This is a genomic window from Bacillus paralicheniformis, assembly GCF_002993925.1.
GTDB lineage: Bacteria > Bacillota > Bacilli > Bacillales > Bacillaceae > Bacillus > Bacillus paralicheniformis.
The window spans coordinates 104,500-123,584 of record NZ_CP023665.1; the positions used below are offsets into that span (position 1 = coordinate 104,500).

The following is a 19,085-nucleotide window of genomic DNA, read 5'->3' on the forward strand; positions in this document are numbered from 1 at the left end:
AAACGATGAAAAAGGGGCACTTGAATCAAATCCTGCTTTTGACGGACGGCTGTTCAAACCGCGGCGAAGACCCGCAGGCCATGGCCGCCTTTGCGAAGGAGCAGGGAATTACCGTGAATGTGATTGGGATTATGGACGAGCATGAAATGGATCAGGAGGCGATGAAAGAAGTTGAAGGGATCGCCCTCGCAGGCGGGGGAGTTCACCAGGTTGTTTACGCGTCGCAGCTGTCGCAGACTGTTCAAATGGTGACAAAAAAGGCGATGACGCAAACCCTTCAAGGCGTTGTCAATAGTGAGCTCAAACAAATTCTCGGCAAGCATACCGAAATGGATGAACTGCCTCCTGATAAACGCGGTGAAGTTATGGAAGTCGTAGATGAGCTCGGTGAGACCGTACATCTTCATGTATTGGTTCTTGTCGATACAAGCGCGAGCATGAATCCGAAGCTGCCGACTGTTAAAGAAGCATTGATAGACCTTTCCATCAGTCTCAATTCAAGAATCGGCGAAAACGAATTTGCGATGCTTATATTTCCCGGGAAAAAACAAGAGGTCGAGCTTGTGCTTGATTGGACCCCGAAGTTTGAATCTCTTTCTTCAATATTTTCCAAGCTTTCAGCCGGCGGCATTACGCCGACAGGACCCGCAATACGAGAGGCGATTCAGCATTTTAACAAAATCGGCTCAAGAAGGAGAATGTTAGAAGACGATGAAAAACACTTCGACGAGTTTGGCGGCTAGTCTAAAGCCGGGTGCAGCCGTTGTTGGAAAGTGGAACAATCATTCCTACAAGATCATCAGACAGCTTGGAAAAGGGGCGAATGGCGTTGTATATCTGGCCGATTCGGGAAAGGGCCGCGTTGCATTAAAAGTGAGCGATGACAGCCTGTCCATTACCTCGGAAGTGAATGTTCTGAAATCTTTCTCAAAGGCCCAGGCAAAAGCAATGGGGCCTTCTTTTTTTGATGTGGATGACATGATGGTTGCGGGTGCGGGCAAAAAACTTTCATTTTATGTCATGGAATATATTGAAGGTCCGCTTCTTTTAAGATATGTAAACGAAAAAGGCGAGGAATGGATACCGGTGCTAATCAGCCAGCTTCTCTCAAGTTTGTCGGCCATTCATCGCGAAGGATGGGTGTTTGGAGATTTAAAGCCCGAGAATTTAATCGTGACGGGCCCGCCGCCGCAAATCCGCTGCATTGATGTGGGCGGGACGACAAAAGAAGGCCGGGCAATCAAGGAATATACAGAGTTTTTTGACAGAGGCTATTGGGAATTTGGAACCCGTAAGGCTGAGCCTTCGTATGATCTGTTTTCAGTCGCCATGATTATGGTGAACTGTGCGGTGAAAAAAGAATTTAAAAAGACAGCAAGACCTCAGGAACAGCTTATGTCAGTCATCGACGGACAGCCGTTTTTAAAGCGGTATAAGCCGGTTCTTGCTTCTGCTTTAAAAGGAAGCTATCGAACAGCTGATGAAATGAAGGGAGACCTCCTGGCAATCGGACGGCCGGCCAGAATGCAAAGCAGCCGCCAGTCGAGAACCGCCCGCTCTTCATCGGCATCCGCCCCGTCTCAAGGCCCGCGGCATAAGCGGGGGACGCCTCAGCAGCAAATGTTAAGAAGTGGGCGCAGAAAGCAAAGAAACAGTTCTAAATCCGGCGGTGTTTTTGAAACGCTGCTGATCGTCGTAAGCGTTCTTGCCCTTTACTTTGCGTATATCGTTCTCTTTTTTATTTAGCTCTGCTTTGCTGGCGGATAGCTCTTCTTTGCAGGGACCGATTGAAAGTGTTAGGATATTTATATCTTTTGAAATACACCCTGCTCTTAGTGGGAGGACATTGTGAAAAGTATTGAAGATTTCATGAGAAAATACGAACTGTCATTTGATGGAGCGACACTGGTTGCAGGCGTCTCCGGCGGGCCTGATTCGATGGCGCTGCTGCATGCTCTGCAACGTACGGTTCCTGCCTCGGCGACGCTGATTGCCGCACACGTCGATCATATGTTCAGAGGCGAAGAGTCTGAGCATGATATGCGGTTCGTTCAGGACTACTGCGAGGCGGAAGGCATACAATGCGAGGCGGTGCAAATCGATGTCCTGACATTTGCCGCGGAAAACAATCTGAATAAACAGGCTGCTGCGAGAGAATGCCGGTATGCGTTTTTTCAAGAATTAATGAAAAGGCGCCGGGCTGAATACCTGGTTCTGGCTCATCATGGCGATGATCAGGTGGAAACGATGCTGATGAAGATGGCAAAAGGCACTGTCGGGCTCGGGCTTGCTGGAATTCAGCCAAAGCGCCGTTTTGACAGCGGCTGGCTGCTTAGGCCGTTTCTAAGGCTGTCAAAGGATGATCTTTTGGCTTACTGCAAAGAGAATCGAATACCGTATAGAACCGATCCGAGCAACAGTGAGGATGATTACACAAGGAACCGGTTCAGGCACCATGTTCTCCCTTTTCTGAAGAAAGAGTCGGAAGATGTCCATAAAAGGTTTCAATCCGTCAGTGAATTCCTGACAGAAGACGAATTATACTTACAGGCATTAACGAAAGACAAAATGAATACAGTAATCACAAGCAAGTCAAGTTCCGGTGTCGAAATCAGCATCGATCGGCTTCTTGCGCTCCCTATGCCTTTACAAAGAAGGGGAGTTCATCTAATATTAAACTATCTTTATGAAAACGTTCCATCAGCGTTTTCAGCCCATCATATTCAAGTGTTTCTGGATTGGATTTCACAAGGTGGACCATCCGGTTCCCTTGATTTTCCGAATGGGCTAAAAGTTGCAAAATCTTATCATACATGTTTGTTTACATTTCAGCGTTTACAATGTGAAAATGTTTCCTATCATTATGAAATAAGCGGGGCAGACGAAGAAGAACTGAAGCTTCCCGACGGCTCCTCCCTTCATGTGAGCGGACCCGGTTCAACCCGGAAGCTGCAAGGAAACGATGTTTTTGCAACAAGTCCCAAGCAGGTTCAATTCCCCCTTTATGTACGGACAAGGCAAAACGGAGACCGAATCAAACTTAAAGGGATGAACGGCTCAAAAAAGGTTAAAGATATATTTATTGATGAAAAAGTGCCTCTTGCGAAAAGAGACAGCTGGCCCATTGTAACAGACGCGGTTGGAAACATTATTTGGATACCTGGTCTGAAAAAAACCATTTTTGAGGAACTTGATGTTACAAACAATGATCGCATTGTATTACAATATAGACAGCATGAAAAGTGTAGGGGGCTAGCAAAGAATGAAACAGGATATTGAAAATATCTTGATCTCAGAAGAAGAGATCCAAAAGAAAGTCAAGGAGCTGGGCGCAACTCTGACAGAAGAGTACAGCGGCAAGTTTCCGCTGGCAATCGGTGTGTTAAAGGGAGCCATGCCGTTTATGGCTGATCTTTTGAAGCATATTGATACATATTTGGAAATGGATTTCATGGATGTATCAAGCTACGGCAGTTCAACGGTTTCTTCCGGAGAGGTAAAAATCATTAAAGATTTGGACACATCTGTAGAGGGCCGTGACATCTTAATTATTGAGGATATCATCGACAGTGGGCTGACCTTGAGTTATCTTGTAGAGCTTTTCCGATACCGCAAAGCAAAATCGATTAAGATCGTAACCCTTCTTGATAAACCAAGCGGACGAAAAGCGGATATCAAAGCGGATTACGTCGGCTTTGAAGTTCCCGATGCATTCGTTGTCGGATATGGTCTCGATTATGCTGAACGCTATCGTAACCTTCCGTACATCGGAGTGCTGAAACCTGCGGTTTATGAGAGCTGATTCGGGCTTGTTAGCGAAAGGGATATCTGTTGTATTGGAACGATTTTCTATGATACTATTGAACATAGTTGTGCTTACTGTGGGAGGAGGTAAGGAATGAATCGGGTCTTCCGTAATACCATTTTTTATTTACTTATTTTATTAGTTGTGATCGGAGTTGTGAGCTACTTCCAAACCGCAAATCCGAAAACAGAAAATATGACGTATAGTGACTTTGTTTCAAACCTAGATAAAGGGAAGGTTGAAAATGTCTCCATCCAGCCTGTCAGGGGCGTGTACGAGGTTCGGGGACAGCTGACGACCTATGAGAAAGATCAATATTTCCTGACCCATGTTCCTGAAGGAAAAGGGGCAGATCAAATTATTGATCAAGTGAAAAAAACGAAGATACAAGTAGAACCTGCACAGGAAGCAAATGGATGGATGACGTTCTTTACCACCATCATCCCTTTTGTTATTATCTTCATTCTTTTCTTCTTCCTGCTTAATCAGGCTCAAGGCGGCGGAAGCCGTGTTATGAACTTTGGAAAAAGCAAGGCGAAGCTCTATACAGAAGAAAAGAAACGCGTCAAATTCAAAGATGTGGCAGGAGCGGATGAAGAAAAGCAAGAGCTTGTGGAAGTCGTTGATTTCCTCAAGGATCCCCGCAAGTTCGCTGAACTCGGAGCAAGGATTCCGAAAGGCGTGCTTTTGGTCGGACCTCCGGGTACCGGTAAAACATTGCTGGCGAAAGCTTGTGCCGGAGAAGCAGGGGTGCCTTTCTTCAGCATCAGCGGTTCTGACTTCGTTGAAATGTTCGTCGGGGTTGGTGCATCACGTGTTCGCGACTTATTCGAAAACGCTAAGAAAAATGCACCGTGTCTGATTTTCATCGATGAAATTGATGCTGTCGGACGCCAGCGGGGAGCAGGTCTTGGCGGAGGGCACGATGAACGTGAACAGACGCTCAACCAGCTTCTTGTTGAAATGGACGGATTCAGCGCCAATGAAGGAATCATCATTATCGCTGCGACAAACCGCGCCGATATTTTAGACCCTGCATTGCTGCGTCCGGGACGTTTTGACCGTCAAATTACAGTTGACCGCCCAGATGTTAAAGGCCGTGAAGCTGTACTTCAAGTACACGCAAGAAACAAGCCGCTTGATGAATCCGTAAACTTAAAAGCGATCGCGATGCGGACGCCTGGATTCTCAGGTGCAGATCTTGAAAACCTTTTAAATGAAGCGGCTCTCGTAGCAGCGCGTCAAGATAAGAAAAAGATCGATATGCGAGACATCGATGAAGCGACAGACCGCGTCATCGCCGGACCTGCAAAGAAAAGCAGGGTCATTTCGAAAAAAGAACGCAATATCGTGGCTTATCACGAGGCGGGACACACTGTAATCGGACTTGTCTTGGATGAAGCGGATATGGTGCATAAAGTAACGATCGTACCGCGCGGCCAAGCGGGCGGATACGCCGTTATGCTTCCTAAGGAAGACCGTTATTTCCAAACCAAACCCGAACTTCTCGATAAGATCGTCGGCTTGCTTGGAGGCCGTGTAGCTGAAGAGATCATCTTCGGTGAGGTCAGCACGGGTGCCCATAACGACTTCCAGCGCGCTACAGGCATTGCCAGACGAATGGTAACTGAATTCGGTATGTCTGAAAAGCTCGGTCCTCTTCAATTCGGACAATCGCAAGGCGGGCAAGTGTTCTTGGGACGCGATTTCAACAATGACCAAAACTACAGCGACGCGATTGCGTATGAAATCGATAAAGAAATTCAGCGCTTCATTAAGGAATGTTATGAACGTGCAAAAACAATCCTTACTGAAAATCGCGACAAACTTGAGCTGATCGCTCAAACATTGCTGGAAGTTGAAACGCTCGACGCTGAGCAAATCAAACATTTGTCTGAGCACGGAAGACTTCCTGATCGCACATATTCGGATGATCAGGAAAAGACAGACGATGTGAAAGTCAACATCAATAAACGAGATGACGAAGAAAAAAACGAGGATGAGAAAGAGTAACGACTCATTTCCGCCTCTTCAGGAAAACTGCCAAGCTCTGCTTTTGGCAGTTTTCTTTTTTTATGGTTAAAAAACCTCTTTGGAAAATCTTTGTTCACTACGATTTGATTCGTTTACAAACAGAATCGGCATCGTGTATTGTATGATGGTAGAATGTTTTATGCCCAAGTAAGAGAAACTAGTCAAAAGTGGTGATCAGAATGTTGCTTGTTATAGATGTGGGAAATACAAACACCGTCCTTGGCATCTACCACGAAGGAGAGCTCGAATATCATTGGCGGATTGAGACAAGCCGCCATAAAACGGAAGATGAATTCGGCATGCTTCTTCGTTCTTTATTTGATTATGTCGGACTGATGTTTGACCAGATCGAAGGAATTATTATTTCATCAGTTGTACCTCCGATCATGTTCTCCCTCGAAAGAATGTGTATTAAATATTTTCAGATCGAGCCTCAGATTGTCGGTCCGGGAATGAAAACAGGATTAAACATAAAATACGATAATCCGAAAGAAGTCGGAGCAGACCGCATTGTAAATGCAGTGGCGGCTATTCATCTCTATGGGAGCCCCCTGATTGTCGTTGATTTTGGAACCGCTACGACGTACTGTTATATTAACGAGCGCAAGGAGTACATGGGCGGTGCGATCGCGCCGGGCATCACGATTTCAACTGAAGCGCTTTATTCGAGAGCTGCCAAGCTTCCCAGAATTGAAATTGCACGGCCCGATCATATTGTCGGCAAAAGTACGGTCAGCGCGATGCAGTCCGGAATCCTTTACGGCTACGTCGGACAGGTTGAAGGCATTGTCAAACGGATGAAATGGCAGTCCAAGAAAAATCCGAAAGTCATTGCGACGGGAGGTCTTGCTTCCTTGATAGCAGACGAATCGGACTGCATCGATATCGTTGACCCGTTCCTTACATTGAAGGGACTAGAGCTTATTTATGAACGGAATCGTGTTGAAAGTGTATAGGAGGATGAGGTATGGATTATTTAGTGAAAGCCATCGCATATGACGGCAAAGTGAGAGCATATGCAGCGAATACAACAGAAACGATTCATGAAGCCCAAAGAAGGCATAACACATGGCCTACCGCTTCCGCCGCTTTAGGAAGAACGATGACGGCGGCTGTCATGCTCGGTGCCATGCTGAAAGGCGAAGACAAGCTTACCGTCAAGATTGAAGGAGGCGGACCTATCGGCGCGATTGTCGCTGACGGAAATGCAAAAGGAGATGTCAGGGGCTACGTGTCCAATCCGCACGTTCATTTTGACTTAAATGAACACGGCAAACTGGACGTCAGAAGAGCCGTCGGTACGTCCGGCACACTAAGCGTAGTAAAAGATCTCGGTCTCCGCGATTTATTTACAGGCCAGGTTGAGATCGTTTCCGGAGAAATCGGCGAGGATTTTACATATTATCTCGTATCTTCTGAACAGGTTCCTTCTTCGGTGGGTGTAGGGGTGCTCGTCAACCCTGACAATACGATTTTAGCTGCAGGCGGATTTATCCTTCAGCTGCTGCCGGGCACGGACGATGAAACAATCACGAAGCTTGAAACAAACCTTTCTCAAGTGGAGCCCATTTCAAAGCTGATTCAGAAAGGTTTGACACCTGAGGAAGTGCTGGCTGCGGTATTGGGAGAAGAACCGGAAATACTGGAAACCGTTCCTGTCCGGTTTACATGCAATTGTTCAAAAGAGCGTTTCTCAGGAGGCATCATCGGTCTTGGCAAAGATGAAATTCAACAGATGATTGATGAAGATGGCCAAGCTGAGGCTCAATGCCATTTTTGCAATGAAAAGTATCTGTTTACAAAGGAAGAGCTTGAAGCGCTTCGAGATGAAATATAAGCCCGCTATGCAGTAGCGGGTCTTTTACAATGGGGAAAGGGGAGACACCATATTGAAATCAAGAACACTTTGGCCGATTATTTTAGGTGCGATCTTTGTCAACTGTATCGTGATCGCGTATGTTTTGACGAAATCGCAGACTGCTTCTTCACCGTCCGCTCAAGAAGTCATTGCACATATCGGAAAAAACGGCATCACGCGTGAAGAATGGCTGAGCGAAATGGAAGAGCGCTATGGAAAATCAACGCTTGAAGATATGATCAACGACCGCGTTGTTACCCAAATGGCCGAAAAAAATAAGATCAAAGTGTCTGATGAAGACATTGAAAGAGAATTTCTGCTGATTAAAGCTGTATACAATTCCTTCTACGAAGACGAAGCCACAACAGAAAAAGAATGGAAAGAGCAGATCAAGCATAATATTCTTCTAGAAGAGCTCCTGACAAAAGATATTGTCATTTCTGACAGCGAATTGAAGTCATTCTATAACAAAAATAAGGACTTATATAAATTCGATGATTCTTATCGCCTCAAGCATATCGTTGTCAAAGATAAAGACGAAGCAGAACAAGTTCTTAAAGAGCTGAAGGAAGGATCCAGCTTTGAAGCGGCCGCGGCTGAACATTCGACTGACCGGTATACGTCTCCTTACGGCGGCGACCTCGGGTTCGTCAATGATCAGCACGAAAACATTCCGGCCGAATATTTAGAGAAAGCTGAGCAGCTAAAGGAAAATCAATGGGTGGATGAACCGATTAAAACGAGCCAAGGCTATGCAATCATCCAGCTCAAAGAAAAGCTCCCGGGACAAGCTTTCACTTACAGCGAAGTGAAAAATCAAATCAGAAGGCAGATCGCGATGGATCAATTAGGCGACAAAGCTTCGGTGAAGACACTTTGGAAAGATGCGAAAGTATCTTGGTTTTATGACGATAAAAAATAAAGATTGACAAAATATTTTGATATTGATAAATTAGATATAATCCCAATAAAATTACTCGGAAATTGAGGTGTTCAAATGGTTCGCGTTGCAAACTCTGTTTATGACTTAATCGGAAATACACCTGTCGTTAAATTAAATCGACTAGTTGATGAAGACAGTGCTGAAGTATATGTGAAACTGGAGTATATGAACCCTGGAAGCAGCGTAAAAGACCGGATTGCGCTTGCCATGATAGAAGATGCTGAAGAGAAAGGCCTTCTGAAAGAAGGAGATACACTGATTGAACCGACCAGCGGAAATACGGGAATCGGACTTGCCATGGTCGCTGCAGCGAAGGGCATCAAAGCGATTCTTGTTATGCCTGATACAATGAGTTCTGAGCGCCGCAACCTTCTGCGTGCATATGGAGCTGAGCTTGTGCTGACTCCGGGTGCTGAAGGAATGAAAGGCGCGATTAAAAAAGCGGAAGAACTGGCTGAGGAGCACGGCTATTTTATGCCTCAGCAATTTAACAACCCTGCGAACTCAGAAGTTCACCGCCGCACAACGGGAAAAGAAATCGCCGAACAATTCGGAGACGGTTTAGATGCATTCATTGCAGGTATCGGAACCGGCGGAACGATAACAGGTGCCGGAGAAGTCCTGAAAGAAAAAAATCCGTCCATCAAGATTTTCGCGGTGGAACCGACTGATTCTCCTGTTCTTTCCGGAGGAAAACCAGGTCCGCACAAAATTCAGGGAATCGGAGCGGGATTCGTTCCGAAAATCTTGAATACGGAAATTTACGATGAAATCATCACAGTGAAAAACGAAGAAGCCTTTGAATTTGCCCGTAAAGCGGCGAGAGAAGAAGGAATTCTCGGAGGAATTTCTTCGGGTGCTGCGATCTGTGCTGCTCTTCAAGTCGCTAAAAAGCTTGGGAAAGGCAAAAAAGTTCTCGCTGTTCTTCCTAGTAACGGAGAGAGATACTTAAGCACGCCTCTTTATCAATTTGAATAGGCTCCAGTTGAAACGGGAGGCTGCCGACAATGTCGGCGGCCTTTTGTTTTTCACGGGCGAAGCCCTTTTAAAAGCTCGGTGTCCTTGAGTGAACATGCTCAAGGACTTTTTTCTATATTGGAAATGAAATTCTCTTTTCCTAGAAAAAAGATATGCATTACAATAAGGACATTAGACTAACGGCAGAGGAATGATATGATGAGACAACGAAGGCCTGTAGCCAGAGCGTTCCCATTTTCCAATCAACGGTTTTTAGAGCAATTTGAAAGCCTGTCGAAAGGAAAGCAATACCGCGTTCTGCTCGAAAGTGCGAGAGGCGGAGAATACAGCATAGCCGGGCTCGACCCTGTCGCAATAGCAAAAGGGAAAGACGGCATCACGACGATTCAATACAAAGGGGACATCATATTCAAAGAGGGGGATCCGTTTCAGCAGTTTTCTCAGTGGTTTGAAACGCTGAAAACGGAGACGGTTGCAGATTTTCCCGACTTTCAGGGCGGGGCTGTCGGTTTTCTAAGCTATGACTATGCCCGATATATTGAGAAATTCAAAATCCTGTCTATCGATGATCTGCAAACGCCGGATTTATTCTTTCTCGTATTTGATGATATAGCCGTCTATGATCATAAGCAGCAGCAGCTTTGGGTGATTACCCACACCGTTGAAGAATCGCCGGCCCCTTCGGAAGAGAAACTGGACAGGCTTGAGCAAATGTGGAAGACGGAACATCCGAAGACCGCTGGCGGTCATCAAACAAATGATAATAAAAGCCCGTCATTCGCAGCTTCATTTACAGAAGCCGGCTTTTCTCAGGCCGTTGAGAAGGTGAAGCAATACATTGCAAGCGGCGACGTATTTCAGGTGAACCTTTCTGTTCGCCAGTCGGAGCGCCTGTCTGCGCCTCCTTATGAGGTATACAAAATGTTAAGAGAAATCAACCCTTCGCCGTACATGTCCTACTTGGAAACCCCGGATTTTCAAATCATCTGCGGGTCGCCCGAACTGCTCATTAAGAAAAAGGGCACCAGGCTTGAGACAAGACCGATTGCCGGGACGAGATCCCGCGGGGCGGATGAAGCGGAGGATGAAGCGCTCGCGAACGAACTGATCATGAATGAAAAAGAGCGCGCCGAACATGTGATGCTCGTTGATTTAGAGCGTAATGACCTCGGCAGGGTCTCCAAGTACGGTTCGGTCAGGGTCGATGAATTCATGGTGATTGAGAAGTATTCCCATGTCATGCATATCGTCTCTAATGTGTGCGGGGAACTAAGGGACGAATGCGATGCCGTGGATGTCATCCATGCCGTGTTTCCCGGCGGTACGATTACAGGAGCGCCGAAAGTTAGAACGATGGAAATTATAGAGGAGCTTGAGCCGACGAGACGGGGGCTTTATACTGGTTCTATAGGATGGTTCGGATATAATCAGGATATGCACTTTAATATCGTTATCCGAACGATATATGTGAAAGCGGGCCAGGCGTTCATGCAGTCCGGAGCTGGAATCGTCATCGATTCCAACCCTAAGCATGAATATAAAGAGTCAATTAAAAAGGCCCTGGCGATGAAAAAGGCGCTGCAGTTGAGTGAAGAAGAGAAAAAAGAGCAGAGGAGAGCTGAGATATGATTCTAATGATCGACAATTACGATTCATTTACGTACAATTTGGTTCAGTATTTAGGCGAGCTTGGCGAGGAGTTAGTCGTCAAGCGGAACGATGAGATCACGCTTCAGGAAATAGAGGATATGTCGCCTGACTTTTTGATGATATCTCCCGGTCCTTGCAGTCCGGATGAGGCCGGGATCAGCCTTGAAGCGATCCGCCATTTTGCCGGGAAGATACCGATTTTCGGGGTCTGTCTCGGACATCAGTCGATCGCCCAGGTTTTCGGAGGCGATGTCGTCAGGGCGGAACGGTTAATGCATGGGAAAACTTCCGAAATCTTGCACGACGGGTTGACGGTCTTTAAAGACTTGGAACATCCGCTCACGGCCACGAGGTATCATTCGTTGATCGTCAAACCGGATACGCTGCCCGGTTGTTTTGTGACATCGGCTTGGACGGAAGAAGGGGAGATTATGGCCATCAGGCATAAAGAACTGCCTATTGAAGGCGTTCAGTTCCATCCGGAGTCGATTATGACTGCCTCCGGAAAAGAAATGCTGAAGAATTTTATTGAGACTTACCGAAAGAAAGTGAACACATGATCATTTACCTGAACGGTCAATATGTGAAGGAGGAGGAAGCAAGACTTTCTCCTTTTGACCATGGTTTTTTATACGGAATCGGGGTATTTGAAACGTTCCGCCTTTATGAAGGGGAGCCCTTCCTTTTAGACTGGCATATGGACAGACTGAACAACGCTTTGGAACAGCTGAGAATTGAGCTTGAGCTGAAAAAAAGCGAAGTGCTTGCCATTCTTGACAGGCTGCTTCAGTTGAATCAGCCCCCAAATCTGGATGCCAAGGTCCGGTTAAATATATCTGCCGGTCCCGGTGACTCAGGTCTTTTTCCTGATTCATACAAAAAACCCGGTGTTATGGTGATGATGAATCCTTTTCATCCTGAATCGATTCCGGTTGAAAAGGAGGGTGTCATTTTACAGGTCCGACGCAATACGCCAGAAGGTCCGTTCCGCTTGAAATCACATCACTTTTTAAATAATCTGTTCGGAAAAAGAGAGCTCGGACCAGACGCTGCCAAAGAAGGGATTTTTCTTACCGAAGGCGGAGCTGTAGCCGAAGGGATCATTTCCAACATTTTTTGGGAAAAAGACGGTTGTGTGTATACACCTTCTCTTGATACCGGCATATTAGGCGGCGTCACCCGGCGTTATGTCATCGAGCGCCTTGCAGATATGGGAATCGAAGTTATGCAGGGGGTATACCCTTTAAAGGAGCTTCTCTTTGCGGACGAAGCATGGATGACCAATTCCGTTCAGGAAATCGTTCCATTCCGGAGAATCGGCAGCACTCAATTTCCGGGAAAGGATGGAAATTTGTCGAAACGTCTGCAAGAGGCATACACTAACGATAGAAAAGCAGCAAAAGACTATATTTCAATTAAAGGGTGAAGGATATGGCGCTTCAAACAGCGGTGCGTTCAAAGAAGTTGACCGCAAAGCAATACACATTGTCTTATGAAGATAAAACATTGATCATGGGGATTTTAAATGTGACGCCCGATTCTTTTTCAGACGGCGGAAAATATAACAGCATCGACCGCGCCGTTATTCATGCAAAGCAAATGATCGAAGACGGCGCCCATATCCTTGATATCGGAGGAGAATCAACGAGGCCGGGGGCGGAAAAGGTTTCTCTTGATGAGGAGCTGTCAAGGGTCATACCTGTAATTGAAAAACTTGTTCAGGAAATCGACGTGCCGATTTCTGTTGACACTTATAAAGCAAAAGTGGCGGATGAAGCCCTTAAGGCCGGTGCAGCGATTATCAATGATGTCTGGGGAGCAAAAGCAGACCATGACATGGCCCGGGTTGCGGCCGCTCATAATGTGCCGATTATCTTGATGCATAACCGCGAGGAACGGAATTATAAGGACTTGATCCCGGACATGCTGTCTGATTTGATGGAATGTGTGAGCATTGCAAAATCAGCAGGCGTTCAAGATCATCACATCGTACTTGATCCGGGTATCGGCTTTGCCAAAACGTATCATGACAATCTGGCGGTCATGAACCAGCTTGAGAAATTCAGCGAACTCGGATACCCGGTTTTATTGGGGACGTCACGCAAAAAATTTATCGGCCGTGTTCTGGATCTGCCGCCTGAGGAGAGGGCGGAAGGCACGGGCGCGACGGTATGCCTCGGTATTCAAAAAGGGTGCGATATCGTCAGGGTGCATGACGTCAAGCAAATTTCCAGGATGGCAAAAATGATGGATGCCATGATTGATAAAGGAGGCGTTTATCATCGATAAAGTGTATGTAGAGGGCATGGAGTTTTACGGATATCACGGTGTTTTCAAAGAAGAAAACAAACTTGGCCAAAGATTCCGCGTTGATCTGACAGCATTTCTAGACTTAAGCGAAGCCGGAAAAACGGATCGTATTGATGCCACCATTAATTATGCTGATTTGTATAAGCTGTGCAAAGAGGTTGTGGAGGGAGAGCCGGTCAACCTTGTGGAGACCCTCGCAGAAACGATTGCCGCAAAAGTGCTGAAGCATTTTGAAGCGGTTCAGGAATGCACGGTCAAAGTCGTCAAGCCTGACCCGCCTATACCGGGACACTATAAATCGGTGGCCATCGAGATGACGAGGAAACGACAATGAACAATTCGGCATATATAGCGCTCGGCTCGAATATCGGCCAGCGGGAAGAATATTTAAAAAAAGCTGTCTCTCTCCTCCATCAACATCCGTCTGTACAGGTGACAGACATCTCGTCGATTTATGAAACAGATCCTGTCGGGTATACAGACCAAGATCTATTTTTAAACATGGCTGCAGCTGTTAAAACATCTCTTTCACCGTTTGAATTGCTTGATTTGACTCAGCGTATTGAAAAAGAACTCGGCCGCAAACGCGACATCAGATGGGGGCCGAGAACTGCAGACCTTGACATTTTGTTGTATAATCGTGAAAATATTGAGACAGAGCAACTTATCGTTCCTCATCCTAGAATGCACGAACGTTTGTTTGTGCTCATCCCGCTGCTGGAGATTTATCCCGAGCTTGAGGGAGCTGTCAATCATGCGAAAAATCAAGAAGGTGTAAGAGTATGGAAGCAGAAATCTGGGGTAGACGAATTCGTGCATATCGAAAGCTGAAGGGTTATACTCAAGAAGGGTTTGCAAAAGCATTGGGTATATCCGTTTCTGTGCTTGGTGAAGTAGAACGCGGGAATCGTATGCCGTCGGAGAGCATGCTCAGGGATGTAGCCAATACTTTAAATATAACAGTGGAGGAATTATCTCCATCAGAAGAATAAGAAAGGAGGACTAAAAATGTTTAAAATCGGTGATATAGAATTAAAAAACAGGGTTGTGCTTGCGCCGATGGCCGGTGTCTGCAACTCCGCCTTCCGCTTGACGGTTAAGGAATTCGGAGCGGGTTTGGTCTGCGCCGAAATGGTCAGCGATAAAGCGATCCTTTACAATAATGCAAAAACGATGGGAATGCTTTATATCGATGAACGTGAAAAACCGCTCAGCCTGCAGATCTTCGGCGGCGAAAAAGAAACGCTTGTCGAAGCGGCGAGGTTTGTTGACCAAAACACAACTGCGGATATTATTGATATAAACATGGGATGTCCGGTGCCAAAGATTACAAAATGTGATGCAGGAGCCAAATGGCTGCTTGATCCGAATAAAATTTATGAAATGGTTTCTGCAGTAGTGGAGGCTGTTGACAAGCCGGTGACCGTAAAAATGAGAATGGGCTGGGATGAAGACCATATCTTTGCCGTTGAGAATGCGAAAGCTGTAGAGCGCGCAGGCGGAAAAGCGGTCGCTCTTCACGGGCGGACCCGCGTGCAAATGTACGAAGGAACGGCAAATTGGGATATTATCAAAGAAGTGAAGCAGTCCGTTTCAATACCGGTAATCGGAAACGGTGATGTCAAAACTCCGCAAGATGCAAAACGCATGCTTGATGAAACAGGGGTTGACGGTGTCATGATCGGCCGTGCAGCGCTGGGTAACCCGTGGATGATTTACCGTACGGTTCACTATTTAGAAACAGGCGAATTGAAAGATGAGCCGAAAGTGCGTGAGAAAATGTCTGTCTGCAAACTTCACCTTGACCGATTAATCGGACTGAAAGGCGAAAATGTTGCGGTTCGCGAAATGAGAAAGCACGCAGCCTGGTATTTAAAAGGCATAAGAGGAAACGCAAAGGTCCGGAATGAAATTAATCATTGCGAAACGAGGGATGAGCTCGTTCAGCTTTTAGACGCGTTTACGATTGAAGCCGAGGCAAAAGAGCTTCAGGATGCAAAAGTAGGATAAATCCGACCTCTGCTCACTGTCAGTTTTCACTGGCAGTTTTTCTGCTTTTTTCCTGAAAGACTAAAAGTAACGGAGTGATATATGATGAGTCATGAAGAGCATAACCATGAAGAATTAAACGACCAGCTGCAAGTCAGACGCGATAAAATGAATCAATTGAGAGAAAACGGGAAAGATCCTTTCGGGCAGCGTTTTGACCGCACCCATCAATCAACTGATCTCATTGAATCATATAATGAATTCTCAAAAGAAGAATTAGAGGAAAAAGCAATTGAAGTGACGATTGCCGGCCGGATGATGACAAAGCGTGGAAAAGGAAAAGCGGGATTCGCGCACATTCAGGATTTAAAGGGCCAGATTCAGATCTATGTCAGGAAAGACAGTGTCGGTGAAGAGCAGTACGAATGGTTTAAAAGCTCTGACCTCGGGGACATTGTCGGCGTTACAGGCGTCATGTTTAAAACGAATGTTGGCGAATTGTCTGTCAAAGCTACATCCTTTGATTTATTAACAAAAGCACTTCGTCCGCTTCCGGACAAATATCACGGATTAAAAGACATCGAACAGCGCTACCGTCAGCGTTATTTGGACTTGATCGTAAACCCGGAAAGCAAAAATACGTTTATTACGCGCAGCAAAATCATTCAATCGATGAGAAGATACTTAGATGACCACGGATACTTAGAAGTTGAGACGCCTACGATGCACGCGATTCCGGGCGGAGCGTCTGCCCGTCCGTTCATTACGCATCATAATGCGCTTGATATGCCGCTTTACATGAGGATCGCTATCGAGCTCCATTTGAAAAGGCTGATTGTCGGCGGATTGGAAAAAGTCTATGAAATCGGACGTGTATTCAGAAATGAAGGAGTTTCCACACGGCACAATCCTGAATTTACAATGATCGAACTTTACGAAGCTTATGCTGACTATAAAGATATTATGAGCTTGACGGAAAACCTTATCGCTCATATTGCACAAGAAGTGCTTGGCACTACAACCGTTCAATACGGAGATTATGAAGTTGACCTCAAGCCTGAATGGAAGAGACTTCATATGGTCGATGCTGTTAAAGAAGCCACCGGTGTAGACTTCTGGAAAGAAGTATCGGTAGAAGAAGCAAGAACATTCGCGAAAGAACACGGAATTGAAATTTCTGAAAGCATGTCAGTAGGACATATCATTAATGAGTTCTTCGAGCAAAAAGTTGAAGAAACGTTGATTCAGCCTACTTTTATATACGGACACCCTGTGGAGATTTCTCCGCTTGCTAAGAAAAACCCTGAAGACCCTCGATTTACAGACCGTTTTGAGCTGTTTATCGTCGGCCGTGAACACGCGAATGCATTTACTGAATTAAATGATCCTATCGACCAAAAAGAACGCTTTGAAGCTCAATTAAAAGAACGTGAAGAAGGAAACGATGAAGCGCATATGATGGATGAAGACTTTGTCGAAGCACTGGAGTACGGAATGCCTCCTACCGGCGGTCTTGGAATCGGCATTGACAGACTGATTATGCTTTTGACGAATTCTCCTTCAATCAGGGACGTTTTACTATTCCCGCAAATGAGACATCGTTAAATGACGTTTGGGCAGCAGCCGTGTAACAAGCGGCTGCTGCGCATTTAAAACAAATTAAATTTTTTCTCAAAAAAGTATTGCACAATCATAAATACGGTGGTATATTATTATTCGTTGCCGCAAAACGGCGGCGAAAGAAAAAAAGAACTTAAAAAAAGTTCTTGACTTAATATCCGAGATTGGATATAATATAAAAGTCGCTTTAATAATGATCTTTGAAAACTAAACAAGACAAACGTACCTGTTAATTCATTAAATAAATCGTACATGCGAATGTGCGTAGTCATTATCAAACTTCATGGAGAGTTTGATCCTGGCTCAGGACGAACGCTGGCGGCGTGCCTAATACATGCAAGTCGAGCGGACAGATGGGAGCTTGCTCCCTGATGTTAGCGGCGGACGGGTGAGTAACACGTGGGTAACCTGCCTGTAAGACTGGGATAACTCCGGGAAACCGGGGCTAATACCGGATGCTTGATTGAACCGCATGGTTCAATTATAAAAGGTGGCTTTTAGCTACCACTTACAGATGGACCCGCGGCGCATTAGCTAGTTGGTGAGGTAACGGCTCACCAAGGCAACGATGCGTAGCCGACCTGAGAGGGTGATCGGCCACACTGGGACTGAGACACGGCCCAGACTCCTACGGGAGGCAGCAGTAGGGAATCTTCCGCAATGGACGAAAGTCTGACGGAGCAACGCCGCGTGAGTGATGAAGGTTTTCGGATCGTAAAACTCTGTTGTTAGGGAAGAACAAGTACCGTTCGAATAGGGCGGTACCTTGACGGTACCTAACCAGAAAGCCACGGCTAACTACGTGCCAGCAGCCGCGGTAATACGTAGGTGGCAAGCGTTGTCCGGAATTATTGGGCGTAAAGCGCGCGCAGGCGGTTTCTTAAGTCTGATGTGAAAGCCCCCGGCTCAACCGGGGAGGGTCATTGGAAACTGGGGAACTTGAGTGCAGAAGAGGAGAGTGGAATTCCACGTGTAGCGGTGAAATGCGTAGAGATGTGGAGGAACACCAGTGGCGAAGGCGACTCTCTGGTCTGTAACTGACGCTGAGGCGCGAAAGCGTGGGGAGCGAACAGGATTAGATACCCTGGTAGTCCACGCCGTAAACGATGAGTGCTAAGTGTTAGAGGGTTTCCGCCCTTTAGTGCTGCAGCAAACGCATTAAGCACTCCGCCTGGGGAGTACGGTCGCAAGACTGAAACTCAAAGGAATTGACGGGGGCCCGCACAAGCGGTGGAGCATGTGGTTTAATTCGAAGCAACGCGAAGAACCTTACCAGGTCTTGACATCCTCTGACAACCCTAGAGATAGGGCTTCCCCTTCGGGGGCAGAGTGACAGGTGGTGCATGGTTGTCGTCAGCTCGTGTCGTGAGATGTTGGGTTAAGTCCCGCAACGAGCGCAACCCTTGATCTTAGTTGCCAGCATTCAGTTGGGCACTCTAAGGTGACTGCCGGTGACAAACCGGAGGAAGGTGGGGATGACGTCAAATCATCATGCCCCTTATGACCTGGGCTACACACGTGCTACAATGGACAGAACAAAGGGCAGCGAAGCCGCGAGGCTAAGCCAATCCCACAAATCTGTTCTCAGTTCGGATCGCAGTCTGCAACTCGACTGCGTGAAGCTGGAATCGCTAGTAATCGCGGATCAGCATGCCGCGGTGAATACGTTCCCGGGCCTTGTACACACCGCCCGTCACACCACGAGAGTTTGTAACACCCGAAGTCGGTGAGGTAACCTTTTGGAGCCAGCCGCCGAAGGTGGGACAGATGATTGGGGTGAAGTCGTAACAAGGTAGCCGTATCGGAAGGTGCGGCTGGATCACCTCCTTTCTAAGGATATTATACGGAATATAAGACCTTGCGGTCTTATAGACAGGTGCGTTTAGATCTTGTTTAGT

The 19,085-nt window shown here is 46.4% G+C and carries 18 protein-coding genes and 1 rRNA gene; all 19 read left to right on the forward strand.

Going from position 1 to position 19,085, the window contains the following annotated elements:
- The first annotated feature begins 5 nt into the window (after positions 1-5).
- Positions 6-743, forward strand: a complete 738-nt coding sequence (locus CP943_RS00565; protein WP_020449820.1) for a vWA domain-containing protein — start codon at positions 6-8, stop codon at positions 741-743.
- Entirely contained in the window at positions 712-1,746 is a 1,035-nt protein-coding gene (locus CP943_RS00570) for a protein kinase domain-containing protein (protein ID WP_020449821.1), read from the forward strand. The genes CP943_RS00565 and CP943_RS00570 overlap by 32 nt, the downstream gene beginning before the upstream one ends.
- Before the next feature lie 102 nt (positions 1,747-1,848).
- Entirely contained in the window at positions 1,849-3,279 is a 1,431-nt protein-coding gene (gene tilS, locus CP943_RS00575; protein ID WP_023855974.1) for a tRNA lysidine(34) synthetase TilS, read from the forward strand.
- Entirely contained in the window at positions 3,263-3,802 is a 540-nt protein-coding gene (gene hpt, locus CP943_RS00580) for a hypoxanthine phosphoribosyltransferase (RefSeq protein ID WP_003178236.1), read from the forward strand. Before tilS ends, hpt begins: the two co-directional genes overlap by 17 nt.
- A 96-nt stretch (positions 3,803-3,898) precedes the next feature.
- Positions 3,899-5,818, forward strand: a complete 1,920-nt coding sequence (ftsH, locus tag CP943_RS00585) for an ATP-dependent zinc metalloprotease FtsH (protein WP_020449823.1) — start codon at positions 3,899-3,901, stop codon at positions 5,816-5,818.
- Between the two features lie 200 nt (positions 5,819-6,018).
- Complete coding sequence (locus CP943_RS00590; RefSeq protein WP_003178242.1) at positions 6,019-6,795, forward strand: type III pantothenate kinase; 777 nt, start codon at positions 6,019-6,021, stop codon at positions 6,793-6,795.
- An 11-nt stretch (positions 6,796-6,806) separates the two neighbouring features.
- Entirely contained in the window at positions 6,807-7,676 is an 870-nt protein-coding gene (hslO, locus tag CP943_RS00595; protein WP_020449824.1) for an Hsp33 family molecular chaperone HslO, read from the forward strand.
- Between the two features lie 52 nt (positions 7,677-7,728).
- Positions 7,729-8,619 carry a peptidyl-prolyl cis-trans isomerase gene (locus CP943_RS00600; protein ID WP_026578991.1) on the forward strand — a complete coding sequence of 297 codons (891 nt, stop codon included), beginning with the start codon at positions 7,729-7,731 and terminating at the stop codon, positions 8,617-8,619.
- A 75-nt stretch (positions 8,620-8,694) separates the two neighbouring features.
- Positions 8,695-9,618: a cysteine synthase A gene (gene cysK / locus CP943_RS00605; protein ID WP_020449826.1), complete on the forward strand. Its 924-nt coding sequence runs from the start codon at positions 8,695-8,697 to the stop codon at positions 9,616-9,618.
- Between the two features lie 198 nt (positions 9,619-9,816).
- The gene (locus tag CP943_RS00615; protein ID WP_179289543.1) at positions 9,817-11,247 is read left to right on the forward strand and encodes an anthranilate synthase component I family protein; all 1,431 of its coding nucleotides are present in this window, start codon (positions 9,817-9,819) and stop codon (positions 11,245-11,247) included.
- On the forward strand, positions 11,244-11,828 hold the full coding sequence (pabA, locus tag CP943_RS00620) for an aminodeoxychorismate/anthranilate synthase component II (protein WP_023855970.1): 585 nt from the start codon (positions 11,244-11,246) through the stop codon (positions 11,826-11,828). Before CP943_RS00615 ends, pabA begins: the two co-directional genes overlap by 4 nt.
- Entirely contained in the window at positions 11,825-12,694 is an 870-nt protein-coding gene (gene pabC / locus CP943_RS00625) for an aminodeoxychorismate lyase (RefSeq protein ID WP_105980625.1), read from the forward strand. The genes pabA and pabC overlap by 4 nt, the downstream gene beginning before the upstream one ends.
- A 5-nt stretch (positions 12,695-12,699) precedes the next feature.
- The gene (folP, locus tag CP943_RS00630; RefSeq protein ID WP_020449830.1) at positions 12,700-13,557 is read left to right on the forward strand and encodes a dihydropteroate synthase; all 858 of its coding nucleotides are present in this window, start codon (positions 12,700-12,702) and stop codon (positions 13,555-13,557) included.
- The gene (gene folB / locus CP943_RS00635; RefSeq protein WP_023855968.1) at positions 13,550-13,912 is read left to right on the forward strand and encodes a dihydroneopterin aldolase; all 363 of its coding nucleotides are present in this window, start codon (positions 13,550-13,552) and stop codon (positions 13,910-13,912) included. Before folP ends, folB begins: the two co-directional genes overlap by 8 nt.
- Positions 13,909-14,409 carry a 2-amino-4-hydroxy-6-hydroxymethyldihydropteridine diphosphokinase gene (gene folK / locus CP943_RS00640; protein ID WP_020449832.1) on the forward strand — a complete coding sequence of 167 codons (501 nt, stop codon included), beginning with the start codon at positions 13,909-13,911 and terminating at the stop codon, positions 14,407-14,409. The genes folB and folK overlap by 4 nt, the downstream gene beginning before the upstream one ends.
- The gene (locus CP943_RS00645) at positions 14,361-14,570 is read left to right on the forward strand and encodes a helix-turn-helix domain-containing protein (protein ID WP_031304995.1); all 210 of its coding nucleotides are present in this window, start codon (positions 14,361-14,363) and stop codon (positions 14,568-14,570) included. Before folK ends, CP943_RS00645 begins: the two co-directional genes overlap by 49 nt.
- Before the next feature lie 16 nt (positions 14,571-14,586).
- A complete protein-coding gene (dusB, locus tag CP943_RS00650; RefSeq protein ID WP_020449833.1) occupies positions 14,587-15,588 on the forward strand; it encodes a tRNA dihydrouridine synthase DusB in 1,002 nt (333 codons plus the stop codon).
- A gap of 84 nt (positions 15,589-15,672) precedes the next feature.
- On the forward strand, positions 15,673-17,172 hold the full coding sequence (gene lysS / locus CP943_RS00655) for a lysine--tRNA ligase (protein WP_023855967.1): 1,500 nt from the start codon (positions 15,673-15,675) through the stop codon (positions 17,170-17,172).
- Positions 17,173-17,467: 295 nt separating this feature from the next.
- A 16S ribosomal RNA gene (locus CP943_RS00660) occupies positions 17,468-19,017 on the forward strand.
- Positions 19,018-19,085 lie beyond the last annotated feature (68 nt).

Bases quoted from the DNA above. Each gene is read 5' to 3' on its own strand.
- CP943_RS00590 (WP_003178242.1), top strand. From the start codon at position 6,019: ATGTTGCTTGTTATAGATGTGGGAAATACAAACACCGTCCTTGGCATC.
- cysK (WP_020449826.1), top strand. From the start codon at position 8,695: ATGGTTCGCGTTGCAAACTCTGTTTATGACTTAATCGGAAATACACCT.
- folK (WP_020449832.1), top strand. From the start codon at position 13,909: ATGAACAATTCGGCATATATAGCGCTCGGCTCGAATATCGGCCAGCGG.
- hpt (WP_003178236.1), top strand. From the start codon at position 3,263: ATGAAACAGGATATTGAAAATATCTTGATCTCAGAAGAAGAGATCCAA.
- pabA (WP_023855970.1), top strand. From the start codon at position 11,244: ATGATTCTAATGATCGACAATTACGATTCATTTACGTACAATTTGGTT.
- CP943_RS00565 (WP_020449820.1), top strand. From the start codon at position 6: ATGAAAAAGGGGCACTTGAATCAAATCCTGCTTTTGACGGACGGCTGT.
- CP943_RS00615 (WP_179289543.1), top strand. From the start codon at position 9,817: ATGAGACAACGAAGGCCTGTAGCCAGAGCGTTCCCATTTTCCAATCAA.
- ftsH (WP_020449823.1), top strand. From the start codon at position 3,899: ATGAATCGGGTCTTCCGTAATACCATTTTTTATTTACTTATTTTATTA.
- CP943_RS00570 (WP_020449821.1), top strand. From the start codon at position 712: ATGAAAAACACTTCGACGAGTTTGGCGGCTAGTCTAAAGCCGGGTGCA.
- dusB (WP_020449833.1), top strand. From the start codon at position 14,587: ATGTTTAAAATCGGTGATATAGAATTAAAAAACAGGGTTGTGCTTGCG.
- CP943_RS00645 (WP_031304995.1), top strand. From the start codon at position 14,361: ATGGAAGCAGAAATCTGGGGTAGACGAATTCGTGCATATCGAAAGCTG.
- pabC (WP_105980625.1), top strand. From the start codon at position 11,825: ATGATCATTTACCTGAACGGTCAATATGTGAAGGAGGAGGAAGCAAGA.
- lysS (WP_023855967.1), top strand. From the start codon at position 15,673: ATGAGTCATGAAGAGCATAACCATGAAGAATTAAACGACCAGCTGCAA.
- folP (WP_020449830.1), top strand. From the start codon at position 12,700: ATGGCGCTTCAAACAGCGGTGCGTTCAAAGAAGTTGACCGCAAAGCAA.
- hslO (WP_020449824.1), top strand. From the start codon at position 6,807: ATGGATTATTTAGTGAAAGCCATCGCATATGACGGCAAAGTGAGAGCA.